This window comes from uncultured Maribacter sp., assembly GCF_947500985.1.
Lineage (GTDB): Bacteria > Bacteroidota > Bacteroidia > Flavobacteriales > Flavobacteriaceae > Maribacter.
In genome coordinates, this window is sequence record NZ_CANMTX010000010.1 from 1 (window position 1) to 16410 (window position 16410).

Below are 16410 nucleotides of genomic sequence, written 5' to 3' on the forward strand. Positions count from 1 at the left end.
TACAGTTGCCGTGTCACAATTTCCTTCCGCATCACATACCGTATACTCTATTACATCGGTTCCTTCAAAACCATCGTCCGGAGTATATGTAATCGTATCATCTGAAATATCATCAGGTGTACCACCATCATTAATTTCAACAGTTCCATTTGATGGATCGGTTACCGTTAACGTACCATCACTAGGAATACCAAAATCGTTATCTAAAATATCTATATCAATTGGAGTATCTATTGGAGTAGATACAGTATCGTCCACAACATCTAGAGCTACCGGTTCCCCTACAGTAATTGTTACAGTTGTCGTGTCACAATTTCCTTCCGCATCACATACCGTATACTCTATTACATCGGTTCCTTCAAAACCATCGTTCGGAGTATATGTAATCGTATCATCTGAAATATCATCAGGTGTACCACCATCATTAATTTCAACAGTTCCATTTGATGGATCGGTTACCGTTAACGTACCATCACTAGGAATACCAAAATCGTTATCTAAAATATCTATATCAATTGGAGTATCTATTGGAGTAGATACAGTATCGTCTACAACATCTAACTCTTCTATAGGAGTATTATCAGGATCTAAATAATCCGGAGTACCATCATTATCCGTATCGTCATTTGTTGGATCACCATCGTTGTTCGCATCCTCGTCCGATGTATCCAAACCATCACCATCATCGTCCAAATCCCTATAGTTTACGTCCTCCGTACCATCGGTGTCAGGCAGATCGTTAGCAGGGTCGTTGATCTCATCGTTGACATCAAAACCGTCATTTACATCAGAACCTTCATAACCATCGTCAAGTCCATCACCATCGGTATCTATACCGGTAAAGGTCTGATCAGGGATTCCGTCAAAATTAAAATCGTTGCCCTCATTGTTATCGGCAACAGAATCGTTATCACTATCTAAATCAAGGTAATCTACATTATCGATTCCATCTGTATTGACAGGTGTTAGCCCATCCGGATATGCACTGTTAACTCCATCGTTAGATGCATACGTTGCGGCATCGTCCTCGTTAGGAGCTATATAGCCATCTGTAGTCTGTGCCTCTGCATTATCTGGAATTCCATCGTTATCACTATCAATATCCAAATGGTTCGGTATTCCATCATCATCACTATCTAATGAATCAGTTAACGGATCGTTGTCGCCATCTAAATTAGGATCTTCAACACTGTCCAATATACCATCGTTGTCATCATCAAGATCTGCACTATCCGCTACTCCATCGCCATCAGTATCAGGACCAGTATTGGTGTCAGGATCTAAATAATCTGGAGTACCATCATTATCACTATCGTCATTTGTTGGATCACCATCGTTGTTGGCATCCTCATCAGGTGTATCCACACCGTCACCGTCATCGTCCAAATCCCTGTAGTTTACATCCTCAGTACCATCGGTATCAGGCAGATCATTAGCAGGGTCGTTGATCTCATCATTGACATCAAAACCGTCATTTACATCAGAACCTTCGTAACCATCGTCAAGTCCATCACCATCTGTATCTATACCGGTAAAGGTCTGATCAGGGATTCCGTCAAAATTAAAATCGTTGCCCTCATTGTTATCGGCAACAGAATCGTTATCACTATCTAAATCTCTATAATCGGGCTCAGCATCACCATCTGTATTAATCATATCAATACCTTGATTTCCAGAACCTTCATACGCATCGTCAAGACCATCCTTATCACTATCCAATCCTGAAGGAGGCACATATCCATTAGTTAACTGACCTTCAATATTATCAGGAATACCATCATTATCAGAATCTATATCCCTATAATCTGGTTTAGCATCACCATCTGTATTGTATTGAGGTTCAATACCCCCTTGACCGTAAACTTCATCTAAACCATCGCGTGTACTATCAATACCATCTGGTGCTAAATAACCAGCAGTAGATTGTGCTTCGTAATTATCTAAAATTCCATCATTATCAGAATCTATATCATGAAAATCAGGAATTCCATCACCGTCAGTATCTATAGGAGACAACCCAGCCTCATAAGAATCATCGATACCATTGTTATCATTATCACCAGTTGGTGGAATATACCCTTCAGAAGTTTGAGCCTCTACCTTATCTTTAATACCGTCATTATCTGAATCAAAGTCTCTATAATCAGGATACTGATCACTATCGGAATTTATCGGTATAATACCAAAACCAAAACTACCTTCATAAGCATCATCTAAACCATTTTGGTTTACATCGATACCTAAAGGAGCCACATATTCTAAATAAGGTTGAGATTCAACATTATCTCTTATACCATCAATATCAGAATCAAAATCTAAATAATCTACTATCGCAGCCCTATCAGAGTTAATAGGAATGATACCAAAACCATATGAGCCTTCGTAAGCGTCATCTAATCCATTATTATTATCATCAATACCAGAAGGAGCGACATAACTAATAGTACGCTGACCTTCATAATTATCTAATATACCATCTCCGTCAGAATCAATATCTAAATAATTCGGTATACCATCACCGTCCCTATCAGAAGGGTTCGTTAAGTAATCCCCATCACCATCTTCATTCTGATCTTCAACAGTATCTAAAATACCATCATCATCTTTATCTATATCTTCTACCGATTGTTCAAAAAACAGAATTGATGTATTGACTTCTTTAGATTCAAATCCGAAAACTTGAATACCAAGAAGCAATATCATTGAAAAAATAAATAGAAAAGAAAATCTGTCGGTATTAAAACCGTTAATTTTTATAAAAGAAATTTTACCCATAAGTGTTAGTGTTTTACTAATCACCATGGCATTACGCAGGATTTTTAAAATGTTCGTTATAAGAAAGTGGGGCTGTCTTATTTAACGATGCTAAGATATATTATAATTGAATCAACTCAAATTCTTTTTCGATTAACCAAGGAATTAAATGGGTAATCGACAGAAAAAGCAGGCTTTTTAATTAAGAATATTTAACATTTCAATTTTATTTACGATGAATTCTTAATAAAAGATCATAGAATATTTAAAATAGTAACCTTTAAAAACCTAAAACCCAATTAATCAAATAGATATAAAAAATAATAATTTAAAATTATCATACCTACAACCTAAATGTTAAGAATTGAATTTATATTACTTTTGCACAAATTTTGTATATGACCTTTAAGCAAGAAATAGAACGTAGAAGAACCTTCGGAATAATTTCTCACCCAGATGCGGGTAAAACTACATTGACTGAAAAATTATTACTTTTTGGTGGCGCAATACAAGAAGCAGGTGCTGTTAAGAATAATAAAATTAAAAAAACAGCTACTAGTGATTTCATGGAAATTGAAAGACAAAGAGGTATTTCAGTTGCCACTTCTGTTCTTGCATTTAACTACAAGGGTAAAAAAATCAATATACTTGATACGCCTGGTCACAAAGATTTCGCAGAAGATACTTTTAGAACCTTAACTGCCGTAGATAGTGTTATTGTTGTAATCGACGTTGCAAAAGGTGTTGAGGAACAAACAGTTAAATTGGTTGAAGTTTGTAGAATGCGTAAAATACCGATATTGGTGTTTATAAACAAAATGGATAGGGAAGGTCAAGATGCTTTTGACCTACTTGACGAATTAGAACAGAAATTAGGTCTTTCTGTAACTCCGTTAAGTTTTCCTATAGGTATGGGATATGACTTTAAAGGTATCTACAATATTTTCGAAAAGAATATCAACTTATTTAGTGGAGATAATAAAAAGAACATTGAAGAGACTATAGCATTTGATGATGTTACCAATCCTGAGTTGGATAAAATTATAGGAAATAAGGCAGCAACTGAATTAAGAGAAAACCTAGAACTGGTTTGGGGTGTCTACCCTAGCTTTGATAAAGAGCTTTATTTAAAAGGAGAACAGCAACCCGTATTTTTTGGTTCTGCATTAAATAATTTCGGAGTAAGAGAGCTTTTAGACTGCTTTATTCAAATTGCTCCTACTCCACGTTCAAAGAATGCCGAAGAACGTCTTGTAGCAGCTAACGAAAAAGAAATGACAGGGTTTGTCTTTAAAATTCATGCTAATATGGATCCAAAGCACAGAGACCGTCTTGCATTTATAAAAATCGTATCTGGTACTTTTGAACGTAACAAACCTTATTTACATGTAAGAAATGGTAAAAACTTAAAATTCTCTAGTCCGAATGCATTTTTTGCCGAAAAGAAAGAAATAGTTGATATCTCTTACCCAGGAGATATTGTAGGGCTGCATGATACTGGCAATTTTAAAATAGGAGATACATTAACTGAAGGAGAAAGTCTGCACTACAAGGGTATACCTAGCTTCTCTCCTGAACACTTTAGATATATAAACAATGCTGACCCAATGAAGTCTAAACAACTTAATAAAGGTATTGATCAGTTAATGGACGAAGGTGTTGCCCAATTGTTCACCTTAGAACTAAATGGAAGAAAAATAATCGGTACTGTAGGAGCTTTACAGTTTGAAGTGATACAATATAGGCTTGAGCATGAATATGGTGCAAAATGTAGCTACGAAAACTTTAACGTACACAAAGCCTGTTGGGTGGGTACTGAGAATAGAAAAACAGATGAATTCAAAGAATTTGAACGAGTAAAGCAAAAATTCTTAGCGAAAGACAAAAAAGGACAATTGGTTTTTCTAGCAGACTCTCAATTTTCTTTGCAAATGACACAGCAGAAATATCCATCAGTGAAATTTCATTTTACTTCTGAATTTGAATAAAAAAAAGCCCAACTTTAAAAGTTGGGCTTTTTTTTATGCTTCACCGGTCGGACCAAAATTCATTGGTATAGAAGGTTGTTCATAATCTTTTATAGTACCATTAGCTTTTTCAAACCGTTGTACATTATCATTCAATGCTTTTAAAAACTTTTTAGCATGTTGCGGAGTAAGTATAATTCTACTCTTAACCTTTGCCTTTGGAGCTCCTGGCATCATACTTATGAAATCAACTACAAATTCAGATACTGAATGATTTATTATGGCTAGGTTAGAATATATACCCTCTGCCATCTTCTCATCCAATTCAATATTAATTTGTTTTTGATTCGGATTCTTATTGTCACTCATATTACAGTTTTATTAGAAAAATAACCCCCAAATAAAATTTGAGGGTTAATATAAAATTAGAATCTTAATGCCTCTTTTCTGGCCATTATTTCATCATATTCTTCTTTGGACCCAACGATAATACTATCGTAGTCTCTCATACCCGTACCAGCCGGAATCTTATGACCAACGATTACATTTTCCTTAAGACCTTCTAATGTATCAATCTTACCACTTACAGCAGCTTCATTCAATACTTTAGTCGTTTCTTGGAACGATGCAGCAGAGATAAATGATTTCGTCTGTAACGATGCTCTAGTAATACCTTGTAGAATTGGAGTAGCAGTTGCTGAGACAGCATCTCTTGCTTCTACCAATGCCTTATCACCACGTCTCAATAAAGAATTTTCATCTCTCAACTCTCTTGGAGTTACAATTTGACCTGGTTTAAGGTTATCAGAATCACCCGCTTCCATTACTACTTTCTTACCAAATATTTCATCATTTTCCATAATGAAATCATCTTTATGAATCAATTGATTCTCTAAGAAAATAGTATCACCCGGATCTTGAATTCTTACTTTACGCATCATCTGCCTAACAACTACTTCGAAGTGCTTATCATTAATCTTCACACCTTGAAGTCTATAAACTTCCTGTACTTCGTTTACCAAGTACTGTTGTACTGCAGAAGGACCTTTAATTGCTAAGATATCTTCTGGAGTAATTGAACCATCTGACAATGGCATACCAGCTCTTACGTAATCATTCTCCTGAACTAAGATTTGATTAGAAAGTTTTACAAGATATTTCTTCACTTCACCTAATTTAGATTCAATGATGATTTCTCTGTTACCTCTCTTAATCTTACCAAAAGAAACAACACCGTCAATTTCAGATACAACTGCTGGGTTTGATGGATTTCTTGCTTCGAATAATTCAGTAACTCTTGGAAGACCACCCGTAATATCACCTGCTTTTGCAGATTTACGAGGAATTTTAACCAAAATCTTACCTTCTTTAATCTTATCACCATCATCTACCATAATGTGCGAACCTACAGGTAGGTTATATGAACGTAATGTTTCACCTTTAGCATCTTGAATCAATAATGTTGGTATCAACTTCTTGTTTCTAGACTCAGAAATTACTTTCTCTTGGAAACCTGTTTGCTCATCAATTTCAACTTGGTAAGTTACACCTTGCTCAATATTCTCATAAGCTATCTTACCCGGGAATTCTGAAACGATAACACCGTTATATGGATCCCAAGAACAAATAACATCACCTTTAGCAACCTTAGCTCCGTTTTCAATAAATAATTGAGAACCGTAAGGAATATTACTTGTACTTAAAGTAATACCTGTTTTAGCATCTACTACTTTTATTTCACTCGTTCTAGAGATTACAATTTCAGCAGGTTTACCGTCTGAACCTTCTCCTGTTACTGTTCGTAAATCTTCAATCTCAGCAACACCAGAGAATCTTACTTCTAGTTTATTATCTTCAGAAATGTTACCTGCAATACCACCTACGTGGAATGTTCTAAGTGTAAGCTGTGTACCTGGCTCCCCAATTGATTGAGCAGCAACAACACCAACAGCTTCACCTCTTTGAACCATCTTATTAGTAGAAAGGTTTCTACCATAACATTTAGCACAAATTCCTTTATCCGCCTCACATGTAAGTGCCGAGCGAACTTCGATTTTCTCAACCGGAGAAGCTTCAACTCTTTTCACATCAGCTTCCATAATTTGCTGACCAGCCTGAAGAATTAACTCTTCAGTCATTGGGTTATAAACATCATGCAATGAAACACGACCTAAAATTCTTTCACCTAAAGTTTCAACGATCTCTTCATTCTTCTTAAGCGCCTGAACTTCTACACCTCTTAATGTTTCACAATCTTCAGTGTTAATAATAACATCTTGAGAAACATCAACTAGTCTTCTAGTTAAATAACCTGCATCTGCAGTTTTCAAAGCGGTATCAGCAAGACCCTTACGAGCACCGTGAGTAGAAATAAAGTATTCCAGAATTGAAAGACCTTCCTTAAAGTTAGAAAGAATCGGGTTTTCAATAATTTCACCACCACCGGCAGTAGATTTTTTAGGCTTAGCCATCAAACCACGCATACCTGTTAACTGACGAATTTGCTCCTTAGAACCCCTTGCACCAGAATCAAGCATCATATATACCGAGTTGAAACCTTGCTGATCCTCACGGATACGCTTCATAGCCAACTCTGTTAACTGAGCGTTAGTAGATGTCCAAACATCAATAACTTGATTATATCTCTCGTTGTTGGTTATAAGACCCATGTTATAATTGGCCATAATACCGTCAACTTGAACATTGGCTTCACCAATCATGTCCATTTTTTCAGCAGGAATAATAATATCCCCCAAACTAAAGGACAATCCACCTTTAAAAGCGAATTCATAACCCATAGTCTTAATCTTATCCAAGAACGCGGCTGTAACTGGTACACTTGTTACAGCTAAAATATCTCCAATAATATTTCTTAAGGCTTTCTTATTAAGAACTTGGTTAATATAACCTGCCGCTTCTGGCACGTGATTATTAAATAATACACGACCTACAGTTGTAGGTATGATTTTATAAACCAACTCACCTTCTTCATTGAAATCTTTTGCTCTAACTTTTATTCCAGCATTCAGGTTAACCATGCCTTCATTGAAAGCAATCTCTACCTCTTCTGCTGAATAAAAAGTTAAACCTTCACCAATAATTGGAACTTCTGGTGTTGATTTACGCTCTTTGGTCATATAATATAGACCCAAGACCATATCCTGTGATGGAACCGTAATTGGTGAACCGTTCGCAGGGTTTAATATGTTTTGAGAAGCAAGCATTAATAATTGCGCTTCTAAAATTGCCTCTGGTCCTAATGGTAAATGAACCGCCATTTGATCCCCATCAAAATCCGCATTAAATGCAGTACATGCTAATGGGTGAAGACGAATCGCTTTACCTTCTATTAATTTAGGTTGGAATGCTTGAATACCTAAACGGTGTAATGTAGGAGCCCTGTTTAATAATACTGGGTGACCTTTCAATACATTCTCTAAAATATCCCAAACTACAGGTTCTTTTTTATCTATAATTTTCTTAGCGGACTTCACTGTTTTTACAATACCTCTTTCTATCAACTTTCTGATAACAAAAGGTTTGTACAATTCAGCTGCCATATCTTTTGGAAGACCACATTCGAACAAGTTCAATTCTGGTCCAACAACGATTACCGAACGTGCAGAATAATCAACACGCTTACCAAGTAAGTTTTGACGGAAACGACCTTGCTTACCTTTTAATGAATCTGAAAGTGACTTTAATGGTCTATTAGATTCAGTTTTTACAGCAGATGCCTTTCTTGTGTTATCAAACAAAGAATCAACAGCTTCCTGAAGCATACGTTTTTCATTACGCAAAATCACCTCTGGTGCTTTTATCTCTACTAATCTTTTAAGACGGTTATTACGAATAATTACCCTTCTATAAAGATCATTTAAATCTGAAGTCGCAAAACGACCACCATCTAATGGAACTAATGGACGCAATTCTGGTGGTATAACCGGAATTACTTTCATAATCATCCACTCTGGCTCGTTTTCTCTATTCTCTTGAGATTCTCTTAATGCCTCTACAACCTGTAAACGTTTTAAAGCTTCAGTTTTACGTTGCTTAGAAGTTTCTGTATTTGCCTTATGTCTTAACTCGAAAGAAAGTTCTTTAAGATCTATTCTACCCAATAAATCAATTAAACACTCTGCTCCCATTTTAGCTATGAACTTGTTAGGGTCAGAATCTTCTAAATATTGATTTTCTTGAGGAATAGTATCTATTATATTTAAATACTCTTCTTCTGTTAAGAAATCCATTTTTTGAATTTCTTCACCTTCAGGACCTTTAGCAATACCTGGTTGAATTACTACATAACGCTCGTAGTAAATAATCATATCCAATTTCTTGGATGGCAAACCTAATAAGTACCCTATTTTGTTAGGCAAAGAACGGAAATACCAAATATGAGCAACTGGCACTACCAAGTTAATATGACCTACACGGTCTCTACGTACTTTTTTCTCAGTAACCTCTACACCACAACGGTCACATACGATACCACGGTAACGTATACGCTTATATTTACCACAAGCACACTCGTAATCCTTTACAGGACCGAAAATACGCTCACAGAACAAACCATCGCGTTCTGGTTTATGAGTTCTATAGTTAATTGTTTCAGGCTTTAAAACTTCACCTCTAGACTCTGCCAAAATAGATTCTGGCGAAGCTAATCCTATTGAAATTTTATCAAACCTTTTTACTGGGTTATTATCTTTTATTCTAGCCATAATAGCGTGCTGATAATGTTTTAATTTGTTTTACTTAATAGTCTTCAATATAAAATATTGAACTATTCCTCAAGTCTAATATCCAAACCTAATCCCTTAAGTTCGTGCATTAAAACGTTGAAAGATTCTGGTAAACCAGGCTCAGGCATAGTTTCTCCTTTAACGATAGATTCATAGGTTTTTGCTCTTCCGATAACATCATCAGATTTAACCGTTAAAATCTCACGTAAAGTTGCCGATGCACCATATGCTTCAAGTGCCCATACTTCCATCTCTCCAAAACGCTGACCACCAAATTGAGCTTTACCACCCAATGGTTGTTGTGTAATTAATGAGTATGGTCCTATAGAACGTGCATGCATCTTATCATCTACCATGTGTCCAAGTTTCAACATATAGATCACACCTACTGTTGCAGGTTGATCAAAACGTTGTCCAGTACCACCATCATATAAGTATGTATGTCCAAATCTTGGAATACCCGCTTCGTCTGTGTAAGCATTAATCTGATCTAATGTAGCACCATCAAAAATTGGAGTTGCATACTTTCTACCAAGCTTAAGACCTGCCCAACCTAATACGGTTTCGTAAATTTGACCAATGTTCATACGAGAAGGTACACCCAGTGGATTAAGAACGATATCAACAGGAGTTCCATCTTCCAAAAACGGCATATCTTCATGACGCACTATTCTAGATACAATACCTTTGTTACCGTGTCTACCTGCCATCTTATCACCAACCTTAAGCTTACGCTTTTTAGCAATATAGACTTTAGCCAACTTCATAATACCAGCTGGCAACTCATCACCAACAGATATTGTAAACTTATCTCTTCTCAAGTTACCTTGTAAATCGTTAAGTTTAATTTTATAGTTATGAAGTAAATCTGCTACTAATGAATTAGTCTCGTTATCTGTAGTCCAGCTTCCACCAACTAAGTGAGCGAAATCATCAACAGAATTTAACATTTTCATTGTATACTTCTTACCCTTAGGTAATACTTCTTCACCTAAATCATTAAGAACACCTTGAGAAGTTTTGCCATTAACTATGGTAAATAATTTCTCAACAAGAACATCTTTCAATTCTTGGAATTTTACTTCGTATTCTAATTCTAATTTAGAAAGCTCTTCTTTATCTTCTGAACGTTTTCTCTTATCTTTTACTGATCTAGAGAATAATTTCTTATCAATAACAACACCTCTTAAAGAAGGTGAAGCTTTTAAAGAAGCATCCTTTACATCGCCAGCTTTGTCACCAAAAATAGCACGTAATAATTTTTCTTCAGGAGTTGGATCCGATTCCCCTTTTGGAGTAATCTTACCTATTAGAATATCACCAGGCTTAACCTCTGCACCAATTCTAATCATACCATTTTCATCAAGGTCTTTTGTAGCCTCTTCAGAAACGTTTGGTATATCATGTGTAAGCTCTTCAGCTCCTAATTTAGTATCTCTAACATCTAAAGAATATTCATCAACATGTATAGATGTAAATATATCTTCACGAACAACTTTTTCAGAAATTACAATTGCATCCTCAAAGTTATACCCTTTCCAAGGCATAAAAGCTACTACTAAGTTTCTACCTAATGCCAACTCTCCTTTTTCGGTTGCATAACCTTCACAAAGAACTTGTCCTTTCTTAACTCTATCTCCTTTTTGTACAATAGGTTTTAGGTTAATGTTCGTACCTTGGTTAGTTTTTCTAAACTTAACTAAGAAATACGTTTTACTATCTTCTTCAAAGCTGATCAATCTTTCGTTATCAGTTCTATCATATTTGATAGTAACTTTCTGAGCATCTACATACTCTATAACTCCATCACCTTCTGCATTGATCAATACTCTAGAATCTGAAGCAACTTGGCGCTCTAAACCTGTACCAACAATCGGTGATTGTGGCTTCAATAAAGGAACTGCCTGACGCATCATGTTTGATCCCATCAAAGCCCTGTTGGCATCATCATGTTCCAAGAAAGGAATTAAAGATGCAGAAATAGATGCAATTTGATTAGGAGCAACATCGGTATATTGAATTTCTGATGGATCTACAACAGGGAAATCACCTTCTTCTCTAGCAATAACCTTTTCAGCATCAATAGTACCATCTTCCTTCATAGGAATGTTTGCTTGCGCAATCTTCATTCCTTCTTCTTCTTCTGCACTTAAATAAGTAAAGTTCTTATAATCAACAACAGAATCAGTAACTTTTCTATAAGGTGTCTCTAAGAAGCCCATTGGGTTTACTTTCGCAAACACAGACAATGAAGATATCAAACCAATGTTTGGACCTTCAGGAGTTTCAATAGGACATAAACGACCGTAATGTGTATAGTGAACATCACGTACTTCGAAACCAGCACGCTCTCTAGATAAACCACCTGGACCTAATGCCGATAGCCTTCTCTTGTGCGTAATCTCTGCTAATGGATTCGTTTGATCCATAAACTGAGATAACTGATTCGTACCAAAGAAAGAATTAATAACAGAAGACAACGTCTTCGCATTAATCAAATCTATAGGTGTAAATACTTCGTTATCACGAACGTTCATACGCTCACGAATTGTTCTTGCCATACGTGCAAGACCAACACCAAACTGAGAAGATAATTGTTCACCTACAGTTCTAACACGACGGTTAGATAAGTGGTCAATATCATCAATCTCTGCTTTTGAGTTAATTAATTCAATTAAATATTTTATTATAGTAATGATATCAATTTTAGTCAAGACTTGCTTGTCCATACCAATATCCAACTGTAATTTCTTATTCATTCTATAACGACCAACTTCACCTAAGTTGTAACGTTGATCAGAAAAGAATAATTTATCAATAATACCACGTGCTGTTTCCTCATCTGGCGGCTCAGCATTACGTAATTGACGATAGATATGTTCAACGGCTTCTTTTTCAGAGTTCGTTGGATCTTTTTGTAATGTATTATGAATAATTGCGTAATCCGATTGCGCATTATTTTCTTTATGTAAAAGAACAGTCTTTACATCTGCATCTATAATCTCAGCAATATGTTCTTTCTCTAAAATAGTATCACGATCTAGAACAATTTCATTACGCTCAATAGATACTACTTCACCAGTATCCTCATCAACGAAATCTTCATGCCATGTATTCAAGACTCTAGCCGCTAATTTACGACCAAGTACTTTTTTAAGTCCGGCATTAGAAACCTTTACTTCTTCCGATAGGTCGAAAATCTCTAATATATCTTTATCACGTTCAAAGCCAATAGCTCTAAACAATGTAGTAACCGGTAATTTTTTCTTTCTATCGATATAAGCATACATAACTCCATTAATATCGGTAGCAAACTCTATCCAAGAACCTTTAAAAGGTATTACTCTTGCAGAATATAATTTTGTTCCATTTGCATGGAAAGACTGTCCAAAGAATACACCAGGAGAACGGTGTAACTGAGAAACAACAACCCTTTCTGCACCATTGATAACGAATGTACCACTTGGTGTCATATAAGGAATCGTACCTAAATACACATCTTGTACAATTGTTTCGAAATCCTCATGCTCAGGATCCGTACAATATAATTTTAAACGTGCTTTTAAAGGAACGCTGTAAGTAAGACCACGTTCGATACATTCTTGAATAGAATATCTTGGTGGATCTATGAAATAATCTAAAAATTCCAATACAAACTGATTTCTAGTATCAGTGATTGGAAAGTTTTCCATGAAGGTGTTATAAAGACCTTCATTACCTCTTTCATCTGATTTAGTCTCTAGTTGAAAAAAGTCTTGGAAAGATTTAATCTGAATATCTAAGAAATCCGGGTAATCCGGTGTGTTTCTTGCGGAAGCGAAGCTTATTCTTTCAGTATTATTTGTGAACATCTACGGACAGTGTTTTGATCGTGAGTACTAAATGAGTAGTATACCTCTTAATATACCTAATTCTATAAAATGGCTTAGGTCTAAACGCAAAAAGCGCAAAGACCTAAACCAAAAGTAATATGGTTGTTGCTATTATTTAAGCTCAACTTCTGCTCCAGCTTCTTCCAATGATTTTTTGATACCTTCAGCTTCATCTTTAGTAACTGCTTCTTTAACAGCTTTTGGTGCGCTATCAACGATATCTTTCGCATCTTTCAAACCTAAACCAGTTAATTCTTTAACCAATTTAACAACTGCTAATTTAGAAGCACCTGCTGCTTTCAAAATTACATCAAATTCAGTTTTCTCTTCTGCTGCTTCACCAGCTTCACCACCACCGGCAGCTACTGCTACTGCTGCTGCTGCAGGCTCAATACCGTATTCATCTTTTAATATATCAGCTAACTCGTTTACTTCTTTAACTGTTAAGTTAACTAATTGTTCTGCGAAATCTTTTAAATCTGCCATTTTCTATCGTTTAATAAAATTTTTAAAATATACTTAGTTTATTGTGCGTACTTATCTTTCAGATAATGTTTTAAGGATTCCAGCGATTTTTCCACCACCAGATTTAAGACCAGAAATAACATTCTTGGCTGGAGATTGTAACAATCCAATAATTTCGCCAATCATTTCTTCTTTAGACTTAATGCTAACTAAAGCATCCAAGTTTTCATCACCTATGTAAATTGCTTCTTCTACAAAAGCTCCCTTCAATAAAGGCTTCTTAGATTTTTTTCTAAAATTCTTTATCAATTTTGCAGGGGCATTGGCAACATCAGAAAACATAAGAGATGTATTCCCTTTTAATGTCTCTGGTAATTCACCAAATTCTTTCTCTGAAGCTTCCATCGCTTTTGCAAGCAATGTATTTTTAACTACAGCTAGCCTAATATTAGCTTTGAAACAAGCTCTTCTTAAATCAGAAGTTGTACCTGCGTCTAAACCTGAAATATCAGCCACATAAATTGTGGTGCTATCTGCCAACTGCGTAGTCAAATCTTTTATAACCGTTGCTTTTTCTTCTCTTGTCATACTTTTAATTTTTAACTACCAGCCGTTAAACTGACTTTGGATCTAATTGCAAACTAGGACTCATTGTGCTAGACATGAAAATTGATTTCATATAAACACCTTTTGCCGCAGTTGGCTTCATCTTATTCAAAGTATCTAACAACTCATTAGCATTATCCGCTATTTTATCAGCAGAAAAAGAAGCCTTACCTATCGCAGCGTGTACGATACCAGTTTTATCAACTTTAAAATCTATTTTACCTGCCTTCACTTCAGATACAGCCTTAGCCACATCCATAGTTACAGTTCCTGTTTTTGGATTAGGCATTAAACCTCTTGGTCCTAATACTCGACCTAAAGGACCTAATTTACCCATAACACTTGGCATAGTGATAATAACATCAACATCTGTCCAACCGCCTTTTATTTTCTCCAAATACTCATCTAACCCAACATAATCAGCACCTGCTTCTTGAGCCTCTGCTTCTTTGTCTGGTGTTACCAAAGCCAAAACCTTAACATCTTTACCAGTTCCATGAGGTAATGTTACCACACCACGAACCATTTGATTAGCTTTTCTTGGATCTACACCCAAACGAATCGCTAAATCTACAGATGCGTCAAATTTTGTATTGGTTATCTCTTTAATTAAAGCTGAAGCTTCTGTAACAGAGTATAATTTATCTTTCTCTATCTTCGAATGCGCTTCTTTTTGCTTCTTAGTTAACTTTGCCATTTAATTACTTTTAAGATTTTAAAAAGGTTTCTTTCCTGCTACCTTCATACCCATAGAACGTGCAGTACCAGCTATCATACTCATAGCAGATTCTACTGTAAATGCATTAAGGTCAACCATTTTATCTTCGGCAATTGCCTTGATTTGGTCCCAGGTAACACTACCTAATTTTACTCTGTTAGGTTCGCCAGATCCTTTTTTAATCTTAGCCGCTTCCAATAGCTGAATTGCCGCCGGTGGAGTTTTTACAACGAAGTCGAAAGACTTATCCTTGTAAACGGTGATAACAACTGGTAATATCTTACCTGGTTTATCCTGTGTACGAGCATTAAACTGCTTACAGAATTCCATTATGTTAACACCAGCAGCTCCTAAGGCAGGTCCAACCGGTGGCGATGGATTCGCTGCACCTCCCTTAACTTGTAGTTTAACTACTTTACCTATTTCTTTTGCCATTGTTTAAAATTAAATTGAAAGTGTGTTTACGGAAGCAACACTACTTTAATTATATGTATGTAACACTTATTCTAAATACTTATACTTTCTCTACTTGCATGTAACTAAGCTCTAATGGTGTTTTTCTTCCAAAAATTTTCACCATAACTTCAAGCTTACGTTTTTCTTCATTTATCTTTTCAACAGTACCATTGAAGCCATTAAAAGGACCATCAATTACTTTTACCGTTTCACCAAAGACAAATGGGATAGCAACACTATCTGTATTAACAGCTAGCTCATCTACCTTACCAAGCATTCTATTTACTTCATTCTTTCTTAACGGAACAGGATCTCCCCCTTTAGTTTCACCTAAAAAACCTATAACATTAGTAATAGACCTAATAATATGCACCATTTCTCCACCTAAATTGGCTTTGATCATGATATAACCAGGAAAATAAACTCTTTCTTTATTTATCTTCTTGCCATTTCTAATCTGAATAACCTTTTCAGTAGGAACAAGAACATCTTCTAAATAGTCAGAGAAACCATGACGCTCCACTTCACTCTCAATGTATCCTTTGATCTTATTCTCTTGACCACTGACAGCTCTTACAACGTACCATTTTTTATCCAATACTTCTGACATAGTCCTATCTAGTTTAAAACAAAGTTGAAATAAGATTTAATCACTTTACTAAAGACCGTATCTACTCCCCAAGTTGCCAAAGCAAAAAGGATAGAAAACACAGCTACAATAACCATCAAGTTAGATGATTCTGCACGTGACGGAAGAGTAACATTATTCCTTAACTCTTCAACGGATTCTTTTATATATGTGAACATTTAAATTCTTTTTACAATTT

At 35.6% G+C, this 16410-nt stretch carries 11 protein-coding genes; 1 reads left to right on the plus strand and 10 read right to left on the minus strand.

What is annotated here, in order from left to right; translation table 11 throughout:
- Window positions 1-2775 (minus strand): Ig-like domain-containing protein (locus tag Q0871_RS16595; protein WP_299325654.1); only part of this gene is annotated, 2775 nt, incomplete at its 3' end.
- 377 nt (window positions 2776-3152) lie between these two features.
- Here Q0871_RS16595 and Q0871_RS16600 point away from each other — a divergent pair.
- On the plus strand, window positions 3153-4742 hold the full coding sequence (locus Q0871_RS16600; protein WP_299325657.1) for a peptide chain release factor 3: 1590 nt from the start codon (window positions 3153-3155) through the stop codon (window positions 4740-4742).
- A 33-nt stretch (window positions 4743-4775) separates the two neighbouring features.
- Here the strand turns inward: Q0871_RS16600 and Q0871_RS16605 are convergent, their stop codons facing one another.
- From Q0871_RS16605 to secE, 9 genes are all read right to left on the minus strand, one after another.
- Complete coding sequence (locus Q0871_RS16605; RefSeq protein ID WP_073247363.1) at window positions 4776-5090, minus strand: DUF3467 domain-containing protein; 315 nt, start codon at window positions 5088-5090, stop codon at window positions 4776-4778.
- Between the two features lie 56 nt (window positions 5091-5146).
- The gene (gene rpoC, locus Q0871_RS16610; protein WP_299325660.1) at window positions 5147-9445 is read right to left on the minus strand and encodes a DNA-directed RNA polymerase subunit beta'; all 4299 of its coding nucleotides are present in this window, start codon (window positions 9443-9445) and stop codon (window positions 5147-5149) included.
- A 62-nt stretch (window positions 9446-9507) separates the two neighbouring features.
- On the minus strand, window positions 9508-13317 hold the full coding sequence (rpoB, locus tag Q0871_RS16615; protein WP_299325662.1) for a DNA-directed RNA polymerase subunit beta: 3810 nt from the start codon (window positions 13315-13317) through the stop codon (window positions 9508-9510).
- Between the two features lie 132 nt (window positions 13318-13449).
- Complete coding sequence (gene rplL, locus Q0871_RS16620) at window positions 13450-13824, minus strand: 50S ribosomal protein L7/L12 (RefSeq protein WP_299325664.1); 375 nt, start codon at window positions 13822-13824, stop codon at window positions 13450-13452.
- Between the two features lie 51 nt (window positions 13825-13875).
- The gene (rplJ, locus tag Q0871_RS16625) at window positions 13876-14391 is read right to left on the minus strand and encodes a 50S ribosomal protein L10 (RefSeq protein WP_073247354.1); all 516 of its coding nucleotides are present in this window, start codon (window positions 14389-14391) and stop codon (window positions 13876-13878) included.
- A 25-nt stretch (window positions 14392-14416) separates the two neighbouring features.
- Complete coding sequence (rplA, locus tag Q0871_RS16630) at window positions 14417-15106, minus strand: 50S ribosomal protein L1 (RefSeq protein WP_299325669.1); 690 nt, start codon at window positions 15104-15106, stop codon at window positions 14417-14419.
- An 18-nt stretch (window positions 15107-15124) separates the two neighbouring features.
- The gene (gene rplK / locus Q0871_RS16635; protein ID WP_027067854.1) at window positions 15125-15562 is read right to left on the minus strand and encodes a 50S ribosomal protein L11; all 438 of its coding nucleotides are present in this window, start codon (window positions 15560-15562) and stop codon (window positions 15125-15127) included.
- 79 nt (window positions 15563-15641) lie between these two features.
- Window positions 15642-16193 carry a transcription termination/antitermination protein NusG gene (nusG, locus tag Q0871_RS16640; protein WP_073247351.1) on the minus strand — a complete coding sequence of 184 codons (552 nt, stop codon included), beginning with the start codon at window positions 16191-16193 and terminating at the stop codon, window positions 15642-15644.
- Window positions 16194-16201: 8 nt separating this feature from the next.
- Window positions 16202-16390, minus strand: coding sequence for a preprotein translocase subunit SecE (gene secE, locus Q0871_RS16645; RefSeq protein ID WP_036155945.1), 189 nt, complete (start codon window positions 16388-16390; stop codon window positions 16202-16204).
- Window positions 16391-16410: the final 20 nt, after the last annotated feature.

What these genes read in the sequence shown, in the direction of transcription:
- rplL (WP_299325664.1), bottom strand. Translation starts at nt 13,824, where the DNA reads ATGGCAGATTTAAAAGATTTCGCAGAACAATTAGTTAACTTAACAGTT.
- Q0871_RS16605 (WP_073247363.1), bottom strand. Translation starts at nt 5,090, where the DNA reads ATGAGTGACAATAAGAATCCGAATCAAAAACAAATTAATATTGAATTG.
- rpoC (WP_299325660.1), bottom strand. Translation starts at nt 9,445, where the DNA reads ATGGCTAGAATAAAAGATAATAACCCAGTAAAAAGGTTTGATAAAATT.
- rplK (WP_027067854.1), bottom strand. Translation starts at nt 15,562, where the DNA reads ATGGCAAAAGAAATAGGTAAAGTAGTTAAACTACAAGTTAAGGGAGGT.
- rplA (WP_299325669.1), bottom strand. Translation starts at nt 15,106, where the DNA reads ATGGCAAAGTTAACTAAGAAGCAAAAAGAAGCGCATTCGAAGATAGAG.
- nusG (WP_073247351.1), bottom strand. Translation starts at nt 16,193, where the DNA reads ATGTCAGAAGTATTGGATAAAAAATGGTACGTTGTAAGAGCTGTCAGT.
- rplJ (WP_073247354.1), bottom strand. Translation starts at nt 14,391, where the DNA reads ATGACAAGAGAAGAAAAAGCAACGGTTATAAAAGATTTGACTACGCAG.
- Q0871_RS16600 (WP_299325657.1), top strand. Translation starts at nt 3,153, where the DNA reads ATGACCTTTAAGCAAGAAATAGAACGTAGAAGAACCTTCGGAATAATT.
- secE (WP_036155945.1), bottom strand. Translation starts at nt 16,390, where the DNA reads ATGTTCACATATATAAAAGAATCCGTTGAAGAGTTAAGGAATAATGTT.
- rpoB (WP_299325662.1), bottom strand. Translation starts at nt 13,317, where the DNA reads ATGTTCACAAATAATACTGAAAGAATAAGCTTCGCTTCCGCAAGAAAC.